22 protein-coding genes and 1 pseudogene are annotated in these 24884 nt (G+C 60.3%); 11 read left to right on the forward strand and 12 right to left on the reverse strand.

Annotated elements, in window-relative coordinates; translation table 11 throughout:
- Positions 1-43: 43 nt before the first annotated feature.
- From pssA to C2846_RS14215, 4 genes are all read right to left on the reverse strand, one after another.
- Positions 44-874 (reverse strand): CDP-diacylglycerol--serine O-phosphatidyltransferase, encoded by an 831-nt coding sequence (gene pssA, locus C2846_RS14200; protein WP_080048418.1) that lies wholly within the window; start codon positions 872-874, stop codon positions 44-46.
- A gap of 127 nt (positions 875-1001) precedes the next feature.
- The gene (gene ilvC / locus C2846_RS14205) at positions 1002-2018 is read right to left on the reverse strand and encodes a ketol-acid reductoisomerase (protein WP_080048419.1); all 1017 of its coding nucleotides are present in this window, start codon (positions 2016-2018) and stop codon (positions 1002-1004) included.
- 52 nt (positions 2019-2070) lie between these two features.
- The gene (ilvN, locus tag C2846_RS14210) at positions 2071-2562 is read right to left on the reverse strand and encodes an acetolactate synthase small subunit (protein WP_080048420.1); all 492 of its coding nucleotides are present in this window, start codon (positions 2560-2562) and stop codon (positions 2071-2073) included.
- 1 nt (position 2563) lies between these two features.
- A complete protein-coding gene (locus C2846_RS14215) occupies positions 2564-4288 on the reverse strand; it encodes an acetolactate synthase 3 large subunit (protein WP_080048421.1) in 1725 nt (574 codons plus the stop codon).
- 425 nt (positions 4289-4713) lie between these two features.
- Here C2846_RS14215 and C2846_RS14220 point away from each other — a divergent pair, with 425 nt between their 5' ends.
- The gene (locus C2846_RS14220; RefSeq protein ID WP_165443831.1) at positions 4714-5145 is read left to right on the forward strand and encodes a DUF4124 domain-containing protein; all 432 of its coding nucleotides are present in this window, start codon (positions 4714-4716) and stop codon (positions 5143-5145) included.
- A gap of 8 nt (positions 5146-5153) precedes the next feature.
- Here C2846_RS14220 and C2846_RS14225 read toward each other — a convergent pair whose 3' ends face one another.
- From C2846_RS14225 to mrcB, 3 genes are read right to left on the reverse strand one after another with little or no spacing between them, the layout of a single operon-like run.
- Positions 5154-5489, reverse strand: coding sequence for a YqcC family protein (locus C2846_RS14225; RefSeq protein WP_119701759.1), 336 nt, complete (start codon positions 5487-5489; stop codon positions 5154-5156).
- A complete protein-coding gene (locus C2846_RS14230) occupies positions 5486-6133 on the reverse strand; it encodes a tetratricopeptide repeat protein (protein ID WP_080051582.1) in 648 nt (215 codons plus the stop codon). Before C2846_RS14230 ends, C2846_RS14225 begins: the two co-directional genes overlap by 4 nt.
- A 36-nt stretch (positions 6134-6169) precedes the next feature.
- On the reverse strand, positions 6170-8497 hold the full coding sequence (gene mrcB / locus C2846_RS14235; RefSeq protein ID WP_080048424.1) for a penicillin-binding protein 1B: 2328 nt from the start codon (positions 8495-8497) through the stop codon (positions 6170-6172).
- 123 nt (positions 8498-8620) lie between these two features.
- Here mrcB and C2846_RS14240 point away from each other — a divergent pair, with 123 nt between their 5' ends.
- From C2846_RS14240 to C2846_RS14250, 3 genes are all read left to right on the forward strand, one after another.
- On the forward strand, positions 8621-10165 hold the full coding sequence (locus tag C2846_RS14240) for a bifunctional aminoglycoside phosphotransferase/ATP-binding protein (RefSeq protein ID WP_119701760.1): 1545 nt from the start codon (positions 8621-8623) through the stop codon (positions 10163-10165).
- Positions 10166-10376: 211 nt separating this feature from the next.
- The gene (locus C2846_RS14245; RefSeq protein ID WP_119701761.1) at positions 10377-10640 is read left to right on the forward strand and encodes a TfoX/Sxy family DNA transformation protein; all 264 of its coding nucleotides are present in this window, start codon (positions 10377-10379) and stop codon (positions 10638-10640) included.
- Between the two features lie 201 nt (positions 10641-10841).
- The gene (locus tag C2846_RS14250) at positions 10842-11639 is read left to right on the forward strand and encodes a cyclic nucleotide-binding domain-containing protein (RefSeq protein WP_080048427.1); all 798 of its coding nucleotides are present in this window, start codon (positions 10842-10844) and stop codon (positions 11637-11639) included.
- A gap of 213 nt (positions 11640-11852) precedes the next feature.
- Here the strand turns inward: C2846_RS14250 and folD are convergent, their stop codons facing one another.
- The 5 genes from folD to glnT are packed head-to-tail and all read right to left on the reverse strand — an operon-like array spanning position 11853 to position 17105.
- Positions 11853-12761: a bifunctional methylenetetrahydrofolate dehydrogenase/methenyltetrahydrofolate cyclohydrolase FolD gene (gene folD, locus C2846_RS14255; protein WP_240638209.1), complete on the reverse strand. Its 909-nt coding sequence runs from the start codon at positions 12759-12761 to the stop codon at positions 11853-11855.
- 1 nt (position 12762) lies between these two features.
- Entirely contained in the window at positions 12763-14085 is a 1323-nt protein-coding gene (locus tag C2846_RS14260) for an FMN-binding glutamate synthase family protein (RefSeq protein ID WP_080048428.1), read from the reverse strand.
- Between the two features lie 33 nt (positions 14086-14118).
- A complete protein-coding gene (locus C2846_RS14265; protein ID WP_119701762.1) occupies positions 14119-14802 on the reverse strand; it encodes a GltB/FmdC/FwdC-like GXGXG domain-containing protein in 684 nt (227 codons plus the stop codon).
- A gap of 11 nt (positions 14803-14813) precedes the next feature.
- A complete protein-coding gene (locus tag C2846_RS14270; protein ID WP_119701763.1) occupies positions 14814-15719 on the reverse strand; it encodes a class II glutamine amidotransferase in 906 nt (301 codons plus the stop codon).
- A 51-nt stretch (positions 15720-15770) separates the two neighbouring features.
- Positions 15771-17105 (reverse strand): type III glutamate--ammonia ligase, encoded by a 1335-nt coding sequence (gene glnT, locus C2846_RS14275; RefSeq protein ID WP_080048431.1) that lies wholly within the window; start codon positions 17103-17105, stop codon positions 15771-15773.
- Between the two features lie 235 nt (positions 17106-17340).
- Here glnT and C2846_RS14280 point away from each other — a divergent pair, with 235 nt between their 5' ends.
- The 7 genes and pseudogenes from C2846_RS14280 to C2846_RS19250 all read left to right on the forward strand — a co-directional run.
- Entirely contained in the window at positions 17341-17940 is a 600-nt protein-coding gene (locus tag C2846_RS14280) for a helix-turn-helix domain-containing protein (RefSeq protein WP_080048432.1), read from the forward strand.
- Between the two features lie 211 nt (positions 17941-18151).
- Positions 18152-18820, forward strand: a complete 669-nt coding sequence (locus C2846_RS14285) for a B3/B4 domain-containing protein (RefSeq protein ID WP_080048433.1) — start codon at positions 18152-18154, stop codon at positions 18818-18820.
- Between the two features lie 9 nt (positions 18821-18829).
- On the forward strand, positions 18830-20623 hold the full coding sequence (locus tag C2846_RS19245) for a methyl-accepting chemotaxis protein (protein ID WP_119701764.1): 1794 nt from the start codon (positions 18830-18832) through the stop codon (positions 20621-20623).
- A gap of 198 nt (positions 20624-20821) precedes the next feature.
- Complete coding sequence (purU, locus tag C2846_RS14295) at positions 20822-21688, forward strand: formyltetrahydrofolate deformylase (RefSeq protein WP_080048435.1); 867 nt, start codon at positions 20822-20824, stop codon at positions 21686-21688.
- A gap of 166 nt (positions 21689-21854) precedes the next feature.
- Positions 21855-23096 carry an FAD-dependent oxidoreductase gene (locus C2846_RS14300; protein ID WP_119701765.1) on the forward strand — a complete coding sequence of 414 codons (1242 nt, stop codon included), beginning with the start codon at positions 21855-21857 and terminating at the stop codon, positions 23094-23096.
- A gap of 10 nt (positions 23097-23106) precedes the next feature.
- Complete coding sequence (locus C2846_RS14305; RefSeq protein WP_119701766.1) at positions 23107-23418, forward strand: sarcosine oxidase subunit delta; 312 nt, start codon at positions 23107-23109, stop codon at positions 23416-23418.
- Positions 23415-24822, forward strand: a pseudogene (locus C2846_RS19250) (2Fe-2S iron-sulfur cluster-binding protein); the annotation flags it as partial. The gene C2846_RS14305 and the pseudogene C2846_RS19250, both read left to right, overlap by 4 nt.
- Positions 24823-24884 lie beyond the last annotated feature (62 nt).

Genomic DNA, 24884 nt, shown 5'->3' on the forward strand with positions numbered 1-24884 from the left:
GCCCCGCCAGAGGCGGGGCTTTGCAAGTAATAGAACTCAGCACTCAGACACTGGCATCGGTCTTCTGGCGCTGACGCCAGCGCCACAGCGCCTGCACCGGACCCGAGGCGCTATAGGCAATAAAGATCAGCCAGAGAATCCGTGACGGGTCGGTAGAGATCACCGCAAACACCAGTACGACCAACAGAATCACGAAGAACGGCACTCGACCACGGAAGTCCAGATCCTTGAAGCTGTAATAACGGATATTGCTGACCATCAGCAGACCACCCAAGGCCGTCAGCACCCCGACCAGCAGAGCGATATCGCCGCCATCGACGCCAAAATCACTCAAGGCCCAGACCATACCGGCAACCAGGCCAGCTGCCGAAGGACTGGCCAGACCAGTAAAGTAACGCTTGTCCTGCGTACCGATATGGGTATTGAACCGCGCCAAACGCAAGGCGGCACCAGCGACGTAGATAAAGGCAAAGACCCAGCCGACCTTGCCCAGATCGTGCAGCGCCCAGCTAAAGGCAACCAGAGCCGGGGCGACGCCGAAGGCCACCATATCCGACAGAGAGTCATATTCGGCACCAAAGGCACTCTGGGTATTGGTCAGACGCGCTACCCGCCCGTCCAGCCCATCCAGCACCATGGCAACGAACACGGCAATGGCCGCATGGGCAAAATTCCCATCCATCGCACTAACGATGGCGTAGAACCCGGAGAACAAGGCCGCCGTCGTGAACAGGTTGGGCAGCAGGTAAATTCCCTTGTGCCGGACCTTTTTGCCATCCGGGCCATGCACTTCCTCGATATGCTCATCGATCGGCAACAGCGGATGGGTGTCATCACTTTCCAGCGGCTGTTCGTGTTCTTGCTTGTCAGTCATCAGCTTACCTTGTTACGGCTGTCTAGCTGCACAGTTTGGCAACTTGCGGCCAACTTAGCCAGTAGCTTGCCCTCGCGCCCACAAAAAACGCGGCCGAAGCCGCGTTTTTTAACAACCGAAGACAGGCTTAGTTCTTGGCCTTGTCGACAATCTTGTTGGCTGCAATCCAGGGCATCATGGCACGCAGCTTCTCGCCTACCACTTCGATACCATGGGCAGCGTTGTTGCGACGGGCTGCAGTCATCGACGGATAGTTGTGGGCACCCTCGGCAATGAACATCTTGGCATATTCACCAGACTGGATGCGCTTAAGCGCATTGCGCATGGCTTCACGCGACTGCTCGTTGATGACTTCCGGACCGGTCACATACTCACCGTACTCGGCATTGTTGGAGATCGAGTAGTTCATGTTGGCGATACCGCCTTCGAACATCAGGTCAACGATCAGCTTGAGTTCATGCAGACACTCGAAGTAGGCCATTTCCGGCGCATAACCGGCTTCAACCAGAGTCTCGAAACCAGCCTTGACCAACTCGACTGCGCCACCACACAGAACCGCCTGCTCACCGAACAGATCGGTTTCAGTCTCGTCCTTGAAGGTAGTTTCGATGATCCCGGTACGACCACCGCCAACACCGCAAGCGTAGGACAGCGCAACATTCTTAGCGTTGCCGGAAGCGTCCTGGAAGATCGCGATCAGGTCAGGAATACCGCCGCCACGCACGAACTCGGAACGCACGGTGTGGCCCGGCGCCTTGGGTGCGATCATGATTACGTCCAGATCCTTGCGCGGCACGATCTGGTTGTAATGAATGGCAAAACCGTGGGCGAACGCCAAGGTAGCGCCCTGCTTCAGGTTCGGCTCGATTTCACCCTTGTACAGCTGGGCCTGGAACTCGTCCGGAGTCAGAATCATGACCAGATCAGCAGCAGCAACGGCAGACGGCACGTCAGAAACTTTCAGGCCATGAGCTTCAGCCTTGGCGACCGAAGCCGAGCCCGGGCGCAGACCAACAGTTACGTCGACACCGGAGTCTTTCAGGTTGCAGGCGTGCGCATGGCCCTGAGAACCGTAACCAATAATGGCAACCTTCTTGCCCTGAACGATGCTCAGATCACAATCTTTATCGTAATAAACTTGCATGGAATTCCCCTTGTTACCTGCGCGGGCCCGCCCGGACCCGCAACCAATTGGATTAAATACTCAGAACCTTCTCGCCACGCGCAATGCCTGACACACCAGTGCGAACCACTTCCAGCACGGAGGTCGGCCCGATCGCTTCGATGAAGCTGTCCAGCTTGTCGGTAGGCCCGGTCAGCTGCACGGTGTACACACTACTGGTCACATCGACGATCTGCCCACGGAAGATGTCGGTAGTCCGCTTGACCTCGGCCCGCTGAGCACCAGTGGCCTTGATCTTGACCAGCATCAGCTCGCGCTCGATGTGGCTACCTTCGGACAGATTGACCAGCTTCACCACCTCAATCAGCTTGTTGAGGTTCTTGGTGATCTGTTCGATGACCTCGTCATGACCAATGGTGGTCAGGGTCAGGCGCGACAGCGTTGGATCCTCTGTCGGCGCCACAGTCAGGGTTTCGATGTTGTAGTTACGCTGGGAGAACAGGCCAACTACTCGGGACAGCGCACCTGGCTCGTTTTCCAGCAGTACGGAAATGATATGTCTCATGTCAGGTACGCTCCGTCTTGCTCAGCCACATGTCACGCATCGAGCCGTCCTTGATTTGCATCGGATAGACGTGCTCGGAGGTATCTACACAGATATCCATGAACACCAACCGGTCGCGCAGAGCAAAGGCCTCTTCCATCGCCGGCTTGAGGTCGGCGAGCGTTTCTACCCGCATACCAACATGCCCGTAGGCTTCGGCCAGCTTGACGAAGTCCGGCAGCGATTCCATATAGGAGTGCGAATAGCGGCTGTTGTACTGCATGTCCTGCCATTGGCGTACCATGCCCAGCGCCTGGTTGTTCAGGTTGATGATCTTGACCGGCAGATCGTACTGCAGGCAGGTCGACATCTCCTGAATGTTCATCTGGATACTGCCCTCGCCGGTTACACAGGCGACATCAGCCTCGGGGAAGTTCATCTTGACCCCCATGGCCGCCGGGAAACCAAACCCCATGGTGCCCAGACCACCGGAGTTGATCCAGCGATTGGGTTTGTCGAACCGATAGTACTGAGCAGCGAACATCTGGTGCTGACCAACGTCCGAGGTAACGAAGGCGTCGCCCTTGGTTACTTCCCACAAGGTTTCAATCACGGTCTGCGGCTTGATGATGGTGCCGTCGCCCTTGTCATAGGGGAACAGGCCGCGACTGCCACGCCATTCTTCGATCTGCTTCCACCAGCTGGCCAGCACGTCCTTGGCCGGACGCAAAGACTCGTCCTTGACGATGCTCAGCATCTCGCTCAACACGCTGTCGACCGGACCAACGATCGGCACATCGGCACGAATGGTCTTGGAAATCGAGGCCGGATCGATATCGACATGCACGACCTTGGCATTCGGGCAGAACTTTGCTGCACCGTTGATTACCCGGTCATCGAACCGCGCCCCAATGGCCACAATCACATCAGCATGATGCATGGCGACGTTGGCGGTGTAGCTGCCGTGCATGCCGAGCATGCCGAGGAACTGGCGATCAGTTCCCGGGTAAGCGCCCAACCCCATCAGGGTGTTGGTTACCGGCACACCGAGTTCCTTGGCCAGCTCGGTCAACTGTTTGGCCGCACCACCCATGATCACGCCACCACCAGCGTAGATGATCGGCCGCTTGGCAGCGGCCACCAGCTCCATGGCCTTGCGGATCTGACCAGTATGCCCACGCAGTGCCGGGTTGTAGGAACGCAGCTTGACCTTCTTCGGATAGCTGTATTCGAACTTGTCGGCCGGATTGGTCATGTCCTTGGGAATATCCACAACGACTGGCCCCGGACGCCCGGTCTGAGCCAGGTAGAAGGCCTTCTTGATAACCTCGGGAATCTCACGCGGATCCTTGATGATGAAGCTGTGCTTCACGATCGGTCGCGAAATACCGACCATGTCGGTTTCCTGGAACGCATCGGTCCCCACCAGGTTGCTCGGCACCTGGCCGGAAATGACCACCATCGGGATCGAGTCCATATAGGCGGTCGCAATCCCGGTCACGGTATTGGTCGCACCCGGACCAGACGTCACCAGCACCACGCCCGGCTTGCCGGTGGCGCGCGCGTAGCCGTCGGCCATATGCGCAGCCGCCTGCTCGTGACGCACCAGAATGTGGGTCACATCGTCCTGGCGAAAAATCGCATCGTAGATATGCAGCAGGGCACCACCCGGATACCCATAGATATATTTAACACCCTCGTCACGCAAAGAGCGGACGACCATCTCAGCGCCGGATAAAAGCTCCACTTTTGATTCACCTCTAGCTTGCCGTCCGCCAAGGGCGGGCAGCCGGATCCTGTTTACTGCTCGGCAGCGCAGTGACAACGGTAGTTGCCATGCATCAGCTTGACTACGTGCATTGGAGGCGGCATGCCATTGGGGTGCCGGTACCGCCTCACCCAGCGCGAGGTAGCGCGTGCGGGTGCCAGGCCAGGAGCTAGCGGGTCTCGCCTCCTGGATTGAGCAACAAAGCGCACCACATTAGTGCTTGTGGGCCCAGAACATGGCGCGCTTTTGAGAACCCCGAATTGTTTACACTCGCGGACGACAAGTCAAGTCAAGTGAGACAAAAGCACGAGGATCGGCACACTAACCGAGCCTTGCGCTGTGCACCGCAAACGGATTGGCTATAGTAGGGCCTTTGAACGCACAATTGAGGGATGGATACCGGCATGCGCAAATCGCTCTTCGCCATTGCCCTGAGCCTGCTCTGCAGCAGCGCCATGGCAACCCAAATGTATCGCTGGACCGACGACCGGGGACAGGTGCAGTTTGGCCAGCAACCGCCAGCCGACCGCGCCTATCAGCGGATCGACATCAAGTCCCCGCCGCCCCCGGGTGGCGAGCTGCGAACGCCAGCGCCCCCCGTCGCCACCGACCCGGAACTGGAACGCCAGCACAACGAGGACCAGCAGGCCGCACGCGCTCGCCAGGCTCAACGCGAACGCGAATGCGCCGAACTCAGAGACAACCTGCAGACCTTGCTGGATAACCCGCGACTGCGCCGCACCGACGCATCGGGAGAACTGGTCAGAGTGACCGAGGAAGAGCGTCAGGCCGCTATCGAGCGGACTCGGAGCGACCTGCGCGAATACTGCAACTGAAACAGAGCTCAGTCTGCCATGCGGGTCGCCAGCCGGTCGATCCGCGCCAACACCGTCAGCAGCGCCTGCTGACGGCCAGCCAGGTGAATGAAAGCCTCTTCACCCATGGGGGTGACATTGCAGCCTGGCGGCAGCCCCGCCCGCTGCTCCGCGATTACCCGCATGCGCGGAATGAACACCCACTGCAACCACTCTTCGAAAGCCAGGGTATCGACAAAGAACGGCGCTCGACTGTTCATCCGCTGCGGCTGCGGAGCTTGCTCGGACCACAGCGCCAATTCCCGCATGAGCCGCTCCAACTCAGCCAGAGACTCGCTCAGCGCCTGCCAGTCGGCCTGACTCACAGCGTTACTCGGGCTCGCTGACGGGCCTCGGCCGCGCCTGCCGCATCACCCTGGCGTTCACGCGCCTCGGCAACCAGCTCCCACAGCCCGGCCTGCAGCGTGGGACGACCGCCCGCATAGGACAGCCCGCGCCGAGCCAACTGCTCGGCCTGGGCGGCATCTCCCTGGGCCAGCCGGACCTGAGCCAAACGGTACAGCACTTGCGGCTCACGAGGCGCGATGCGCATAGCTCGTTCCAGGCTGGCGGAAGCACCATTGAGATCACCTCCACTTTCCTGCTGCCGAGCCGTTGTCAGCAACGCCAGCACCGGACCATCAAGCTGCTCGTCCTGCTGCAACCCACCTGGAGCCGGCTGCTGAGTACCGGTACCGGGCACACTGCCCGACCCGGTCTGCAACGGCGGCTGCACATCCAACGGGTAGGACTCCACCGCCCGTGAACCGCCCGCATCATCGGGCACCATCACCACCACACCGCTGTCACGCGGGGTCGATGGCTGAACCTGGGGCTGACGCCCCACACCGGAATGCCGGTCTTCACTGGAAACCTGACGGCCCGAGTCCACAACCGGGATAGACCCACCGGAGCCGGCACAACCAGCCACCAGCAGGGCACACCCCATGATTAGCCACGTTCGTTTCATACCCATGTCAGTCTCCTCCAGATGCGACCGGCAAGCCTACCGCAACCAGCCACGAATCACATCCAGCACTTTATTTCCACCATCCTTGACCACCTCGACATCCAGCAGCGGTCGGCAGCCGGGTCCCGGTAGCGGCTGATAGCCAGCCCGAAATGGAACCTGAACCGTATCCGGACAGCTCGGATCACTGCCCTGCCCGGTTTCACGATCAATCCACGCCATCACCACACCTTCCGGCGGCTGGCTAGACAGGCTGCGCGGATGTGCTTCACGCATGAAGGCACTCCACACCTGCAAGGCTCCGGTAGCCCCGGTCAGACGGGTACGACCGTTGTCGTCACGACCAATCCAGGCGACCGCCACCAGATCATCGGAGAAGCCGGCAAACCAGCTATCGCGCAGATCATTGGTGGTCCCGGTCTTGCCCGCCAGCCGAATACTGGCCGGAACCTGATTATACGCCGATCGGCCAGTGCCTTCAGTCATTACCCGAGTCATAGCCTCCTGCATCAGGTAGATAGTGGCTGAGTCGAAACGCTGTTCCACCTCGAACGGGTAACGATGCAGTGGATCACCCTCTGCGGTCAGAACGTTGCGGATACCCCGCAACGGGGTGTTGAAGCCACCGTTGGCGATGGTCTGATACATGTCAGCCACCTGCACCGGAGTCATCGCCCCCGAGCCCAGCAGCATCGACGGATACGCTGGCCAGCGGTGCGGCACGCCCATCCGCTCAACCGTCTTGAGTACCTGCGGCACCCCCAGATCCACACCCAGGCGGACAGCAGCCTGGTTATAGGAACGGCTCAAGGCATGATGCAGGGTTACCCAGCCATGACTCTGGCGATCATAGTTCTGCGGGCTCCAGGTCTTGCCTGGCTCGGCATCGAGAGTGATCGGCGAATCATCAATCAACGTCACCAGTGAATATTTCTGCGGCTGCTCCAGCGCGGTCAGATAGATTGCCGGTTTGATCAAGGAGCCAACCGGGCGCGACGCATCCAGGGCCCGGTTAAACCCTGAAAACCGCGGATTACGCCCGCCAACCAGGGCCAGCACCTCACCGGTCTGGGCTCCGGTCACGACCATCGAGCCTTCCAGTTCGATCTCACCGTCGGCCGGTCCTAGTCGCTTGAGCGTGGTTTCCACCGCCTTTTCGGCCTTGTTCTGCAACAACGGATCGAAGCTGGTGAAGATCCGCAAACCTTCGCTGGTCAAATCCTCGTCGCGGTAATCTTCGCGCAACTGGCGTCTGACCAGGTCCATGAAGGCCGGGTAGCTGGAGTCAGCCAGGCTGCCGCGGGTGGATGTGTCCAGAGGCTTGGCCCGGGCCTGCTCGGCCAGCTCCGGCGTAATCATGTTCTGCTCGGCCAGCATCTGGATGACCAGGTCGCGCCGGGCTTTGGCCCGCTCCGGCCGGCGGCGCGGGTTGTACAGCGAGGGCCCTTTGACCATCCCCACCAGCAGCGCCACCTGGTGCAACTCCAGCTCGTGCAACGGCTGGGCGAAATAGTACTGACTGGCCAGACCGAAGCCATGCACCGCGCGCCGGCCATCCTGACCGAGAAACACCTCATTGAGGTAGGCCTCGAGGATCTCCTCCTTGGGATAGTGCCGCTCCAGCAGCACCGCCATGATCGCTTCGGTCCCCTTGCGGACCAGGCTGCGATCACTGGTCAGGAAGAAGTTCTTGACCAACTGCTGGGTCAGGGTGCTGCCGCCCTGTACCACGCTACCGGCCGTCAGGTTGACGTACATCGCCCGGGCAATGCCTTTGGGTGACACGCCGAAGTGCTGGAAAAAGTCCCGATCTTCGACCGCAATCAGCGCTTCGATCAGATAGGGCGGAGCCTGGTCCAGGCGAATCAGAATCCGGTCCTCGTTGTGGGCCGGATAGATGCCACCGATCATCAGCGGCTCCAGACGAGCCATGACCACATCATTGCCACCCGACAGACTAGTCACCTGATTGCCAGAGAAACCCACACTCAGACGCTGGGCAGGCTCAATGCCTTCAAAGAACTGAAACCCCCGGGTATAGACATCCACCCGACTGCCCGATACCGCCATCTGCCCCGGCTGGCGCGCCGCACTGACGGTGCGGTAGCCCAGCGCGCCCAGCTCAGTCACGAAGTCATCGCGACTGAGCTGTTGCCCGGCATACAGTTCCAATGGCCGGGCAAACACCTGGGCAGGCACGGCCCAGCGCTTGCCGGAGAACTTCTCCTGCACCACTGCATCCAGATAAATGACCAGTCCGGCGAACAGCACCAGCCCCACCAGACCCAGTTTTATGGTCCAGCCCAGAATGCGGCGTCCCAGCCCCGGCTTGCCCTTCGACTTCGCTTTGCGCTTTTTAGCCATAATCCCCTTGAATAACCCCGTCACTGACTACCACTACGTGCCCGCTGGCACGGCAACCAAGGTTGGCCTTGGCCCGGCCAACCCGCATAATGCCCGTATCATTCGCCCACGCAAGGATCCATCGTGAGCCTGACACTACTCAATGCCCTGAAAAATCCAGCGCTGTATGACCATCCGGTTCAGGACTTTACCCTGATTGAGACCCATATTTCCTGGGTTTTACTGACCGGAGAGTACGTTTACAAGATAAAAAAACCGGTCAACTTTGGATTTCTCGACTACTCCACACTCGAGCGTCGGGCTCATTTTTGTGCCGAAGAAGTCCGTCTCAACCGACGCCTGGCACCACAACTCTATCTGGACGTCGTTGCCGTACGTGGCAGTGAAGACGATCCACGCCTGGACGGTGATGGCCCGGTTATCGAATACCTGGTCAAAACCCGCCAGTTCCGTCAACAGGATCTGCTCAGCAACCTGCAAAAAGCCGGCGACCTGCAGCCCTGGCATATCGACCAGTTGGCGCTTAGCCTGGCCAGTTTTCACGAGCGGATCGAGCACGCCCCGCTGGACAGTGCCTGGGGCGAGCCCGAACAGGTCCATGCCCCGGTGGCGCAAAACTTCGAGCAGATCCGTCCACTGCTCAGCGCATCAGCCCAGCTGCATCAGCTCGAGCAACTTGAACAGTGGGCACATACTACCTTCCAACGCCTCCAGCCCCAACTAGCGCAACGCAAAGCTGAAGGTTTCGTGCGTGAATGCCATGGCGACATTTACCTGGACAACGTCACCCTGGTCGACGGACAAGTGACCCTGTTCGACTGCATTGAGTTCAATGACGCCTTCCGCTGGACCGACGTCATGAGCGATGTGGCCTTCATGTCCATGGATCTGGAGGACCGGGGCCTGTACGCGCTGTCACACCGTTTCGTCAACGCCTACCTGGAACAGACCGGCGACTACGCTGGCCTGGCCCTGCTCAACTACTACAAGGCCTACCGGGCCATGGTCCGGGCCAAGGTCGCACTGCTGCGCCTGACCCAACCAGTCGAAGACGCCGAACGCCAGGAAGTACTGGCCCGGTATCAGAGCTACGCCGATCTGGCCGAGTCCTACACACTGATTCCGCAACGCTTCGGCCTGCTCACCCATGGCGTCTCGGGCTCGGGCAAAAGCACCGTGGCCATGGCCGCACTCGAAGCCCTGGGCGGCATCCGCATACGCTCGGACATCGAACGCAAGCGTTTGTTCGGCAAGCAACAGACCGGGCGTCTGAATGACGGTCTGTACGCTCCCGGGCTCAGCGAACAGACCTATGCCCGACTGGCCAACCTGGCCAGTCAGATCCTGGCGGCCGGGTATTCGGTGATCGTCGACGCCACCCACCTCAAACAGCAGCAACGCGAACTGATCAGCCAAGCCATCGAACAGCAATGCGCCCCATGCCTGCTGATCCACTGTCACGCCCCGCTTGAGCAGATAGCCGACTGGCTAGAACAGCGTCAACAACAGGCTATTGACCCCTCCGACGCCGATCTGGCTGTGGTTCAGCACCAGCTTGAACAGCTCGAGCCACTCAGCGCTGATGAGCTACAGCATTGTCTGGCCGTCGACACCAGCCAACCCCAGGCTCTGGAGAAACTGCTGACGCAACTGCGTCAACGGCTCTGAGCATGCCATGGTCCTAGGGTCTCCGCGCCGGCGCCTGGCTGTACGTATCATCCAGGGCCATCTACACTGCGTGTGGGACCCAATAACAAGAAGCCCGGACACATGCAGACAAGACAGATCGAAAAGCTGGTTTTGCAGCCAGTCAGCCACGCCTTGGGGGGCATCCCAGTAGTAAGGCTTATTCATAGCCTGATGACACAGCGGGGTGACCATGAGCAATGATGAACTCCTTGGCCTACGCAATCTCGGCAAAACCTCGGTGCAATGGCTCCACGCCACGGGCATCCATAGCCTGGCGGAACTGCGCAAGCGTGGCCCGGTGGATGCGTATTGCGCGGTAAGGGCACGCGGATTCAGAGCCTCCAAGGCCCTGTTGTTCGCCCTGGCTGGCGCCCTTGAGGATGTCCACTGGAATCAACTGGACCCGGAGTACAAAGCCCACCTGCTAAAACAGTTGGAGCGTCAGCAGCTCTGAGGGTCAACTGTCTCTTCCGGCATAAAAGCGAAATAGCTCACACTGCCGAGGGATAGCGGTTGCCAGTGCCAGTAACCGGCTTTTATGTTGGATGGACATGGGACCGCCAAGCGCGCAACCAAATGCAGTAGCCACGCCGACTTGCCTGGCAGCAGGCCCGCGGGTTTTGGTTAATCAGGACCGATAAGAAGGAATGCAGCCATGTACCTCATAGGTGACCAGCCCCCCTACGCTGAAAAGCTGATCAGCACCCTGCAGAGCATCCCTGAGCAGTTGCTGGAAGGCCTGGAACCCTGCGCCGACCCTATCGCCCTGGACGCGGTCAAGGATCTTTACCAGTCGATCGGCAACAACCGCCTGTACCTGCTCAAAAGCGGCCTGCTACATGCCCTGATCGACAACAAGCCACTGTTCTATCTGCAGGAAGGTGACTTGCTGGGCCTGCGCCAAGGGCTGAATACCGCGCCCTGCACCTACCTCAGTGAAGAGCCGCTGGTGCTGATCCCCTACGATCGCGAAGCGCTGTTCCGGCATATCCATGAAAGCAATCAGCGTCAGGAACTGTTTACCCAGTACATTCTCGGCCAGGCCGCGCTGATGTCTGACGCACTGGCGCGCAGCAAGCCACCGGAAGTACGCCCGGTCACCGGATTTCAGCACTTTGCCCCCGGCGCGGAACTGATCCGCCAGGGCGACGAGGCTGACCACGTTTTCATCATCACCGAAGGCCATGCCGAAGCTTTTGTCGAAGGCATCAAGGTCGGTGATGTGCAAAAGGATGAAATTTTCGGCGCCATGGCGCTGTTCACCCGGGAAAAGCGCTCGGCCACGGTGATCGCCAGTGTGCCGACGACCGTCATGATGATCCCTAAGGACCAGTTCCTGGCGCTGATGCAGAGCAACCCCCGGATTGCCCACAGCCTGATCGAAAGCATGGCCCGACGTATCGACCTGATGAACAAGGAATTGACCCACTACAAGCAATTGGCAGGAAAATAAGTTGCAAAAGGGGTTGACTCTCAAATGATAACGATTATTATTAACACCAAGTCATCGCGAGATGGCTTGCGAAGACTCTAAAGCGCAGTCTCCTTCAGAGTTTTCTGGATAACAGCTTGTCGCAAGACAACGGTTATCTCCTCATCAGGCTAATCACGGATTTAAGCCCGCTCTCTGAGCGGGCTCTTTTTTTGCCTGTCTTTTTGTGTCTCATCAGCGCATGCTGCACGCAGATGCTTCGGCCGCTTCCAGAGTGTTTTCCAGCAGGCAGGCAATAGTCATTGGTCCTACCCCACCGGGCACCGGAGTAATCCAGGACGCTCTGCCACTGGCTGCCTCAAACTGCACATCACCCGTCAGGCGACCATCCGCCAGACGATTGATTCCAACATCCAGCACCACCGCTCCGGGCTTGATCCAGTCACCGCGAATCAACCCAGGCACACCCGTGGCCACCACCAGGATATCCGCCTGGCACACCAGTTGCGGCAAATCGCAGGTCTGCTTGTGCGCTACCAGCACCGTAGCCTCGGCCTTGAGCAATTCCAGCGCCATAGGCCGGCCAACGATGGTCGACGCACCAACCACCACCGCCAGCTTGCCGCATGGATCGACTCCGGCGCTGGCCAGCAAGCGCATGCAGCCCTTGGGCGTACAGGGTCGCAAGCCCGGTACTCCGGCGGCCAGCCGACCAAGGTTTTCCGGGTGGAAGCCATCGACGTCCTTGCCCGGAGCAATCCGACCGATCACCCGGCGCACATCAATATGCGCTGGCAGTGGCAACTGGACCAGAATCCCATGGACTGCCGGGTCAGCGTTCAACTGCTCGATCAGCATCAGCAGCTCGGTTTCGCTGACGCCGGCCGGCAGCCTGTGACTGAGCGAGCGCATCCCGACCTGCTCACAGGCGGCAATCTTGTGCCGAACATAAACCTGTGAAGCCGGATCCTCACCCACCAGTACCACCGCCAGACCCGGGACACTGGCGCCAGCCGCGCAACGTCGGGCCACCCTGGCAGCGACCTCGCTCCGCACCTGGATCGCCAGCGTCCGCCCATCAAGCACCTGGCAAGCTGACGGCACCGCCCGCTCGAGCGGCGCCTGATCTACAAAAGCACTCACTTCAGTAACCCTGCCCCGGAATCCAGCTGGTGCCCGCCAGCGGCACCCTGGCCATGGCGGCCGCCTCGACACTCAGGGCCACCAGATCCTCGGGATCGAGGTTGTGCAGGTGCGACTTGCCACAGGCGCGGGCCATGGTCTGAGCCTCCAGCACCAACACCCGCAGGTAGTTGGCCAGCCGCCGGCCACCCTCAACCGGGTCCAGGCGTTTGGCCAGTTCCGGGTCCTGGGTGGTGATGCCAGCCGGGTCGCGACCATTCTGCCAATCGTCGTAATAGCCGGCAGCCGAACCCAGCTTGCGCAACTCGCTGTCCAGGCGCGGATGGTTGTCACCCAGGGCAATCAATGCGGCGGTACCGATCGCCACCGCATCAGCACCCAGCGCCATGGCCTTGGCCACGTCGGCGCCGGTGCGGATTCCGCCAGAGACAATCAGTTGCACCTGCCGATGCATGCCCATTTCCTGCAGAGCCTGAACCGCCTGGGGAATGGCGCAGAGAATCGGGATGCCGACATGCTCGATGAACACTTCCTGAGTAGCCGCCGTTCCCCCTTGCATACCGTCGAGCACAATCACATCGGCACCGGCTTTGACCGCCAGCTTGACGTCGTAATATGGGCGGCTGGCGCCGATCTTCACATAGATAGGTTTTTCCCAGTCGGTGATCTCGCGCAGTTCGGCAATCTTGATCGCCAGATCATCCGGGCCAGTCCAGTCCGGATGCCGACAGGCGCTGCGCTGATCGACGCCAACCGGCAAGGTGCGCATGCCGGCGACCCGCTCAGTCACCTTCATGCCTAGCAACATTCCGCCGCCACCAGGCTTGGCGCCCTGGCCCAATACGATTTCAATGGCGTCGGCCTTGCGCAGATCGTCCGGGTTCATGCCGTAACGCGACGGCAGATACTGATAGACCAGATGCCTGGACTGACCGCGCTCTTCCGGGGTCATGCCGCCGTCCCCGGTGGTGGTACTGGTGCCGGCGATACTCGCACCACGACCCAAAGCCTCCTTGGCCTGGGCCGACAACGCACCAAAACTCATACCCGCGATGGTTACCGGGATATCCAGGTGGATCGGCTTTTTGGCGAAGCGGGTGCCGAGCACCACATCGGTCCCACATTTTTCCCGATAGCCTTCCAGCGGATAACGGGAAATGCTCGCTCCTAGCAACAATAGGTCATCGAAATGCGGCACCTTTCGCTTGGTCCCACCACCACGAATGTCATAGATGCCGGTCTCGGCGGCTCGCTGTATTTCCTGAATGGTCAGGCGGTCGAAGGTGGCGGACTCGCGCAGTACCGGCTCATGGGTGTCGTTCATATGCATTCCTCTCAATCAGTCAGACCGAACGGCTCAGTAGGCCGCTGCGTTATCCACCTTGAAGTTGTACAGTTGCCGGGCCGAGCCATAGCGTTTGAAGCTGGCCGGGTCCTCGTCGAAGCCGGCACGGTTAAGCAATTCCGTCAGTTCCTCCAGATGCTCTGCGCGCATGGCTTTCTCAATGCAGTCAGAACCCAGCGACTTGACCGAGCCCTTGACGTAAATGCGGGTCTCGTACAGCGAGTCGCCCAACGCATCGCCTGCATCACCGCAGACCACCAGACGCCCGGCCTGGCCCATAAAACAGCTCATATGGCCAACGCTGCCGCCAACCACGATATCGGCGCCTTTCAGCGAGATCCCGCAGCGTGCCCCGGCATCGCCGTCAATGATCAGCAAGCCGCCATGGGCCGTGGCTCCGGCCGACTGCGAGGCACTGCCCTTGACGTGCACCAGCCCAGACATCATGTTTTCAGCCACGCCGACCCCGGCATTGCCATGTATGGTGATCGTGGCTTTCTGGTTCATGCCGGCGCAGTAGTAGCCGCTGTGGCCTTGAATATCGACCGAGACCGCCTCGTTCAGGCCAACCGCCAGGTTGTGCTTGCCATCGGGATGGGTCACCAGCCACTCGCGTTCGGTGACAGCGCCGGCCTGCACATGCAGCGCCTGATTGAGTTCACGCACCGGAGTGCTGGACAGATCAATGGTTTTCATCACGTTGCTCCTCAGGCGCTCTTGCGTTCCCAGATGTACATGGTGGCGGGCTCCGGTTCCCAGACCCGGGCCTGATCGATCCCCGGTAGCCCAGCCAAAGCCTGGTATTCCGAGGCCATGGCCACGTAATCCTCGGTTTCGGCCAACACCGCCGGCTTGCAGGCGATCGGATCACGAATCACCGCAAAACCTTCACGGGTGCCAATGGCGAAAGTGAAGAAGCCATCCAGATCGTTCAGGGCATGATCCAGCGCCTGTTTGAGCGAGTCGCCTTCACGCAGGCGCCAGGTCAGGTAGGCGGCGGCCACCTCGGTGTCGTTTTCGGTTTCGAACTGCAAGCCACGGCGCTTGAGCTCCTGACGCAGGCGGCTGTGATTGGACAGCGAACCGTTGTGCACCAGGCACAGGTCATTACCCGTGGAGAACGGGTGGCTGCCTTCCATGGTTACCGCGCTTTCAGTGGCCATGCGGGTATGGCCGATGATATGGCTGCCTTTCATGGCGCTGAGTGAGAAACGCTCGGCAATCGCCGCCGGCAAGCCCATGCCCTTGAGAATCTCGATGCTCTGACCGATGCTCATCACCCGCACCTCGGGCGCCAGCTCGGTCAGCGCGGCGCGCGCCTGACGCTCATCGGCATTGAGTTTGAGCACAACCGCATCAGCATTGCTGAACCAGTCCAGCGAGCAACCCAGACGCCCTTCCAGCGCGCCCATCAGGCTGCTCCAGTCATAGTCTGCCGTGGTGCTTTGCAGCGTCAGCTTGATCCAGCCATCGACCACTTCATCGCCGTAGATGGCGAAGCCAGCACTGTCCGGTCCGCGATCGGTCATCGCCAGCAGCATCGGCTCGAACAGGGCACCAAGCTGCGATTCCAGTTCAGGGTTCTTCAGATACAACCCGACAATTCCACACATAAACACATCCTCACTACGTTCGGGAGCCTGAGGCCCAGGCCTCGGGCGGCTTCAAAAGAATTCGGTATACCGCTGTACTTCCCAGTCACTGACATGGCGGCTGTATTCCACCCACTCCATGCGCTTGAGCTTGATGAACTCATCGACAATTTCCGATCCCAGCACTTCGCGGAACAGCGGATCGGCTTCCAGCGCCAGACAGGCTTCATTGAGATTCTGTGGCAGAGTCTTGATCCCGCGTGCGGTGATATCCTCCAGACTCAAGTTGTAGAGGTTCTCGTTGCAGGGCTGGCCCGGCTCCAATTGACGGTCGATACCGTCCAGACCGGCGGCGATGATCGCGGCGGTGACCAGATAGGGATTGCAGCCAGCATCAGGCAGGCGGAACTCGATCCGGCCATAGGGAATGCGCACCATCGCCGAGCGGTTATTCTCGCCATAGGCGATAAAAGCTGGCGCCCAGGTCGCCCCTGACAACGAGCGCCCCACCACCAGGCGCTTGTAGGAATTGACCGTCGGCGCGGCAAAGGCACACAACGCCGGCCCATGGGCCAACAGCCCGGCGGCGAAGTGATAGGCCATCTTCGATAACCCCATACCAGAGGGGTCTGCCGGGTCGTGGAACAGGTTGGAGCAGTCCTTGCTGGCCAGCGAAATATGAAAGTGCATACCGTTGCCCGAGCGGCGCGGGTCCGGCTTGGGCATGAACGAGCAGATCATGCCCAGTTCATTGGCAATCTCGCCGGCAGCCATGCGAAAGAAGGTGAAGCGATCGGCCGAGGTCATGGCGTCGCTGTAGGTATAGTTGATCTCGAACTGGCCGTTGGCATCCTCATGATCGATCTGGTAGATGTCGAAATCGACCTGCTGCAGCGCTTCGGTCAGGCGCTCGAGAAACTCCCGCGAACGTGACAAGCCCTTGTAGTCGTAGCAGGGCTTATCCAGAGTGTCGCTGGCATCAACCAGTTGCAACTGTCCTCGTTCATCACGGCGGAACAGGCTGAACTCCGGCTCCAGGCCGGTATTCATGGTCCAGCCCCGGTCTGTCAGTCGTTCGATCTGGCGCTGCAACACATAGCGGGTGTCATAGGGGTGCGGCTGGCCGTTGACATGACCGATACACAGCAGCCGGCCGTAGCCCGGCTGCCAAGGCACCGGGGTCAGAGTCGACAGATCGCCCCTGGCCATGAAGTCCGGCCCATGAGGCTCCATGCCCATGCCACAAATGGCGAAGCCGGCAAACCCGGCACCTTCCTCGGCTACAGCCTGGAGGCCACTGACCGGTACCGACTTGGTTTTGGCAGCACCATGAATATCGACAAACTGCGCCAGCACGTACTTGATACCGTACTGTTCAATGATTTGCTGTGTCTCGCTGGGCAACATGGGATAGCTCCTTTCGGCAAATTATTCCACACAGGAATTTTAATTTCACCATAAGAAATGCAATCCGCTTGCCAAGTCCTCCAGATGCGAGAAAAGCCTGTCAAAATGCCGCGTAATGGGTATATCTATGGAAAAATGCCCCTGCCCCGGATGCGCTGGTTGTTGTCATGACGATGCGTTTGCGCACATTCTTGGTGCTAAATTTAATTTACCGATCTGAAAGCGTGCATACTCAATGGCCAAATCAAGCGACACCCAACCACGCCTCAAGCTGGAGCAATATCTGGGCATGCAGATTCGCCGTCAACGTCAGGCCCAAGGGCTGAAGATCACCGACGTGGCGCGCATTGCCGGCATCAGTCAGGGCATGCTGAGCAAAATAGAAAACGCCCAGGTGTCTACCAGTCTGGATACCCTGACACGCCTGTGCGATGTGCTGGGCCTGCCAATGTCGAAACTGTTCAGTCAGTATGATCAGCAAGGTGGAGGCGCATTGCTGGTCCACAGTGGTGAGGGGCTGGAAGTGGTGCGCCGCGGCACCGAGAAAGGCCACACCTATCAGTTGCTCAACCACACCCGTGGGCCGAAAAAGAGCTTCGAGGCCTACATGATCAGCATGGATGATGCTGCCGAAGAGTTTCCAACCTTCTCCCACCCCGGCACTGAGTTCATTCACCTGCTCGAAGGCCGGCTGGTTTATCGGCATGGCAACCAGCTTTACCCCATGGGTCCTGGTGACAGCCTGACCTTCGACGCCGAAGTGCCCCACGGCCCGGAAACCCTGGTTGAGGTGCCCATCCGCCTGCTGTCGGTAATGAATTACGACCAGAACTGAGCACTCGGCGGCCGCAGCCTGCTGCGGCCGACATCCCGCCCCCAATATGCGCTGATCCCCACCCCTGCGGCCTGCTGCCAATTCTGCCATTGGCACAGCCCTTGCTTTTGCCCCTGATAACCAGATTACAAAAACATCAGCATCCCGCTTGCCGGTCTGCCACCGGCTGATCAGCCAGGAGGCGGCACTTGCCGCCCGAACAGGTGCCGTTATGCTCAGTCCGATTTTTCAGCTCTACACCCCTTCATCGCTAGGCCTCAAGGCCAGCGCGTTTACCGTTCATGGCCTGCGCAACCACAGTTGGACGCCAATCCTGCTGGCTCGCCTGCACGAATTGCGTCAGAGCGTCGACGTCCAGGCCAGCATGCGCTGGGTCGATAGTTTCAACCGCCTGCGCCAACGCCAGGGCCGCTCAGCCAAACGCTTTCCGGCCTCACCCTGCGCACTGCTGGATCAACTGTTGCGTCTGGGCGAATTGCGCCGCATCTCACCGGTGGTCGATCTGTACAACCACTGGTCGCTGAGTACCGGTCTGTCGATCGGGGCTCATGATCTACGTCATATCGCCCTGCCGGTTCGGTTGGATATCAGCCGGGGGCACGAACACTTTCACCCGCTGGGGGCCGAACAGAACATGACGCTAGCCGAAGGCGAATACGCCTATTTCGACGCCAATCAGCAGGTGATCTGCCGGATGGACTATCGCCAGTGCGCGGTCAGCGCCCTGCAGGCCGAAAGCCAGGAAGCCCTGTTCATCGTCCAGGGCCATCCGGATACCAGTACCGCCGAACTGCAACAGTGCGTGCACGGCCTGAAAGCCGATCTGACCCGGCTGTGCAGCAACCTCAACCCCACCCAGACTGCCTGTTCACAGGATTAAGGAGTCATCATGCGCTGGCTGAAACCGGACTCACCGCACCACCTGCCACTGCACGACTGGCAACAGTCCCTGCTCGCGGGCGACTGGGAGCGAGCCCTGGCGCTTGAGTCCGGGCGCATGCCGGCCGCGCTGCGCGAACAACTGCAGCGGCTGCCGGCGGTCGACAACCAGCCTGGCATGCACGCCCTGCTCGAGCGTCTTGAGGCGCTCAACCGGCATACCCTGCAGGCGATCGATCAGGTCGAGGGCAGCCTGGCCGAGATTTCCGCACGCAGTGGCGAGCAACTGACATTCCTGAATCAGACCCGTGGCTTTCTTGGTGACAGCAGTCACAGCGCCGAGCAGCTGCGTACCGAAATGGATCTGGAACTGCAGGCTACCCAAGGCTTTTTCAGCCAGCAGTTCGCCGAACTGGTCGAGGCCATTGAGGCGCGCAGCCAGGGTTCACGCGGAGTCATCGACGCCATCGACAATATTGGTCGCACGGTACAGTTGCTATCGATCAATGCCGCCATCGAAGCCGCTCACGCCGGTGAGTCCGGTCGGGGCTTCGCCGTGGTCGCCCAGGAAATCCGTGAACTGGCACTGCGCACCCAGGACAATGTCCAGAAAGCCTATGAACAGATCGACCTCAGCCCACTGGCCGGACAACTGGAAGAGATGCTTAAAACGGCCGAAACCCAACTGGCCATGCTCGGTCAGCGCGTCAGCGAATCGCTGCAAACCCTGCACGGCCTGCTCGACCGCATGGCCGAACATCTGGGCCAGATCGAAACCAACAACCGGGTAATCGCCGCAGGCGTGACCATTGGCGAGGCCGGCGATCAGCATCTGCGCAGCCGGACCAACTGGAGCCTGGACCTGCTGCACGATCTGCAGGATATCCAGCGCAGCGATGGCGCGCAGAACATGCAGCGCCTGCTCAACGAGGAAAAGCTGCAACTGCAGCACGACTACGACCGTCTGGCCGACATCCGCCAGCGCGGCGAAGTACGCATCGCCATCGAGCCACATTTCAAAGGGCTGTCATTTCGCACCGCCCCCGGTGCCGCTCTGGTCGGTCTGGACGCCGACCTGGCCCGCGCCTTCGCTAACTGGCTGGGGGTCAAGTGCCAGTTCGTCGAATACCCCTGGGACCGCTGCCTGCAATTGCTTGAGGCCGGCCCCCAGCGCCGCGAACGCGAGGCCGACTTGGTCTGGAGCGCTTTGCCTCCAATGCCCGAATACCAGCAGGTAGCCTTTTCCAATCCCTATGTGTTCCTGCCCTATATCCTCGCCAAGCGGGCCGGTGACACACGGATACGCGGGATTGATGACCTGCAGGACAAGGTACTGGGGTGTATCAACGACCCAGCCGCGCTCGAAACCCTGGCCGCGCGCGGATTACGCTGGCAAGCCAACCGGCAACAGGCCGGTGGCCGCATTGCGCTGGCCAATCTGCTGGCCTACAACGACCAGAGCCAGATTCATGACTGCCTGGCCGATGGCGTGGTCGATGCCTTTGCCGTCGACCTGCCGATTTATCACTGGGCCTGTCACGGCCCGGACAGCCCCTGGCGCGGCAAGCTGGAAATCCTGCCGGGCAATCTCAGCCCCCAATTGTGGTTCTACAGCGCGGCTGTGGCCAACCAGCCTGGCAGTACCAGCCTGCTCAAAGCCATCAACCAGTTCATTGACGAGTTCCGACCCAGCGCCAGCTACCGTGAATTGATCACTCGTTGGCTGGGTCATGGGTACGACGATCCCAACTGGCACTTCAGCCCCGGCGTTCAGAGCCTGAGCACCCTGGAAGACAGTCTGTAGGCTGGCCAATACCTCACCATAAAAAATTCCTCTCAGGATTTTTATTTTCCTCACAGTATTGACTGAAAAACCGCGCTTCGCTTATAAAAAACATATAGCGAATATTTTATTCCTGGCAGTTAAATCTCTTCACAAGTGAATTGAATGTTTACCCATGAAGACGCCAGGCAGGTTTCAAATACTGAGAGGGGGCTTGCCATGCCCAGCGCGTCACAGCACTACACCATCAAGATCAGTTGCCCGGCCACCTCCGGCATCGTCGCCGCGGTTACCAGCTACCTGGCCGGCCAGGGTTGCTACATCAGTGAAATGTCGCAGTTCGACGACGAGTTCCAGGACATGTTTTTCATGCGCGCGGTGTTTCGCTTCAACACCGGAGTGAATGCCGATCTCGCCAACCTGCGTGCAGGCTTCGATGATGTCGCCCAGCGTTTCGACATGCGCTGGGAACTGTTCGACAACAGCCGGCCGATGCCGGTCTTGCTGATGGTCAGCAAGTACGACCACTGCCTGACCGACCTGTTGTACCGCCACCACAAGGGCGAGCTGGACATGCGGATCACCGCGATCGTCTCCAACCACCTTGATCTGCGGCCAATGGCCGAGCGCGAAGGTATCCGCTTCATCTATTTGCCGGTGAACAAGGACAACAAGGCTCAGCAGGAAGCCGAGTTGCTGAAGATCGTCGAGGAAACCGGCACCGAACTGGTGGTGCTGGCCCGCTACATGCAGATTCTCTCTGATGAGTTGTGCGACAAGCTGGCCGGCCGGGCGATCAACATCCATCACTCGTTCCTGCCCGGTTTCAAGGGCGCCAAACCCTATCACCAGGCCTGGGAGCGCGGCGTCAAGCTGATTGGCGCCACTGCCCACTATGTCACCGCCGACCTCGACGAAGGCCCGATCATCGAACAGCAGGTCCAGCGGGTCGATCACACCTACCTGCCCGAAGACCTGGTCGCCATCGGCCGCGATACTGAAACCGTGGCCCTGTCCAAGGCGGTCAAGTACCACCTCGAACACCGGGTGTTTCTCAACAATGAGCGCACAGTGATTTTTCGTTAAACACGCACGGACTAAGTAGCTCGGTTGGTGCTGAGCTGTTCTGGACCGTTAGATGCCAGGGATGGCATCTACGAGCGTACAGGGATGTATTTACAGCGTGTCCAGAACAGCTCAGCACCAACCGGGCTGACACCGAAATTACCCGGCAGCATGCCCAGGAGGCCCCATGCCGTTCAGTCTGTTGAAATACGGCCTGTCATCCGACTACCCGATCGAGGTCGATTTGCCCGCACCAACTGAGCTCAAGCCGAGCTATGACGTGGTGATCATCGGCGGCGGAGGCCACGGTCTGGCAATCGCCTACTACCTGGCTAAATACCACGGCATCACCAATGTCGCGGTGCTGGAAAAATCCTACCTGGGTAGCGGCAACACTGCGCGCAACACAGCGGTGATCCGTTCCAACTACCTGACCAGCGAGGGCGTGCGGTTCTATGCCGAGTCGGTGCGCCTGTTCAAGGAACTGTCGAACGAATTCGACTTCAACATCATGTACTCAGAGCGCGGTCAATTGACTCTGGCGCACACCGACGCCACGGTGCGCGCCTTTCGCCAACGCGCCGAAGTCAACAAGCACTTCGGTGGCCGCACCGAGATGATCGACCGTCAGCAGATCCGCGAACTGGTGCCGAGCCTGAACCTGGACCCCGGGCATCTACCGGTTCTGGCCGGGCTCTGGCATATCGACGGCGCCACTGCCCGCCACGACGCGGTGGCCTGGGGCTACGCCAAGCAGGCGGCCAAACGCGGCGTGGAAATTCATCAGTTGACCGAAGCCCAGGACTTTGTGCTCGACGGCGACCGGGTCAGCGCCATCAAGACCAACCGTGGCACCGTGCGCTGCGGCTGCGTGGTGCAGGCCATTGCCGGGCACAGCTCGCTGCTGCTGAACAAGCTGGGCATCCGCGCACCGATTCACAGCTACCCGCTACAAGCCATGGTCACCCAACCATTCAAGCCCTTCCTCGACCCCTTGGTCAGCTCTTCGGCCCTGCACTGCTACGTCCAGCAGACCAGCCGCGGCGAGGTGGTGTTTGGCGGTGGCTCGGATCCCTACCCGCTGTACAACACACGCTCGACCCTGGAACTGAAAGAAAGCCTGCTGGCCCATGCCATCGAGATGTTCCCGTTTCTGGCCCAGGCCAAGCTGATGCGCCAGTGGGCCGGCATCACCGACATGACCCCGGACTACAGCCCGATCATGGGGCTGTCGCCGCTGGACAACTACTACCTGGACGCCGGCTGGGGTACCTGGGGCTTCAAGGCCACCCCGATCTGCGGCAAGACCATGGCCGAACTGGTAGCCAGCGGCGGACAGGTACCGGAGCTGATCCAGCCCTTTGCCCTAGAGCGTTTCTCACGCTTCGAGCAGGTCAACGAAATGGGCGCCACCGCCGCCAGCCATTGAGGATGCAATCATGAAAATCATGCCCTGCCCGCTCAACGGGCCGCGCAACATCAGCGAATTCACCTATGGCGGCGAATTCAAACTCATGCCCGACCCCAACACCTGCTCGGATGCCGAATGGGCCGACTATGTGTTCAACAGCGACAACCTCGCCGGAGTAGTCACCGAGTGGTGGATGCACTCGGCCAGCAGCTACTGGTTTCTGGCCGAGCGTCACACCGTTACTGACCAGATCATTCGTACCTACGACCCCAGCGAGCGCTTCAGCCAACGGGTCGAATTCAACCTGCCGGCCAGCCGTGAAGAGGAAGTCAGCGCATGAACAGCCCTGAGCGTATAAGCAATCCTGAGCGCCTGCCCGCCCCGATGGGCCTGCTGATCGATCGCAGCAAGCCTATGCAGTTTCGGTTTGATGGCCGCGACTACCAGGGTCTGGCCGGTGACAGCATCGCAAGCGCACTGCTCGCCAACGGCCAGTGGCTGCTGTCACGCTCGTTCAAGTACCACCGCCCCCGCGGGCCGCTGACCCTGGCTGGCGAAGATGCCAATACACTGGTGCAACTGGCCCAGCAACCCAATGCGCTGGCCGACCGCCAGAGTCTTAGCGAAGGCCTGGAGGTCTGGGCCCAGAATGTCAGCGGCTCACTGACGCGTGACCGCGACGCCTACCTGGGCAAATTCTCTCGTTTCATGCCGGTCGGCTTCTATTACCGCAGTTTCTACAAACCCAAGGGCGTGTGGAAATACTGGGAGCCCTTGATCCGCAAGAAAGCCGGGCTCGGTGTGCTGGATCTCGACGCCCGTGGCGGTTATCACGACAAGGCCTTTGTGTTTACCGACGTCGCGGTGATTGGCGCAGGCCCTGCCGGCTTGCAGGCAGCCCTGAGTGCCGCCGACGCCGGCGCCCAGGTATTGCTGGTCGAGCAGCAAGCCTACCTGGGCGGAGCTCTGGCCTGGAGCCGCTTCGCTGCCGACGCTGGCGCGGCGGATCGGCTGCGGCGCAACCTGATCGACAGGGTCGAGCAGCACCCCAATATCCGGGTCATGACCGACGCGACCTGCAACGCCTGGTTCAGCGACAACTTCCTGCCGGTGATCCAGCGGCAACGGCTGTACAAGGTCCGGGCCAAACAGTGCATTCTCGCCAGCGGCGCTTTTGATCAGCCGGTGGTGTTTCACAACAACGACCTGCCCGGCATCCTGCTGACCAGCGCCGTCCAGCGGCTGATGAAGCTCTATGCAGTCAAACCCGGGAAACGGGCCGTGGTATTGACCGGCAATGATCACGGCTACCTGGCCGCCCTCGACCTGCATCAGCAAGGCGTTGAGGTCGCCGCACTGGTTGATCTGCGTGCACAGCCGCACGACCCGCTGCTGTTGACCCAGGTGCAAACCTGCGGCATTGCCTGCCACCTGGGCAGTACCGTGTACGCGGCCCGCACCGGGCGCAGCGGCCTGCACCTGGGCGGCGTCGAAATCCGCCGGATCAGCGGGCGGGGTAAGGTCCAGAACGGTGGTACAGAACTGGACTGTGACCTGCTATGCATGTCCTCAGGCTACATGCCGGTCTATCAACTGGCCTGTCAGGCCGGCGCCAGGCTCAGCTACGATGACGCCAGTGCCAGCTTCCGTCTCAGCGGGCTGCCGGACAACCTGCTGCTGGCCGGCTCGGTCAACGGCTGGCAGCAACTCGACAACGTGCTTGCCGACGCCCGCCGCGCCGCGCACCAGGCGCTGCACGGCCTGGCCCTGGAGCCGCAGGATCAGGCGGGCATGCTGCAGCCGGAA

It is taken from the genome of Pseudomonas jilinensis (assembly GCF_003586265.1).
Classification (GTDB): Bacteria; Pseudomonadota; Gammaproteobacteria; order Pseudomonadales; family Pseudomonadaceae; genus Halopseudomonas; species Halopseudomonas phragmitis.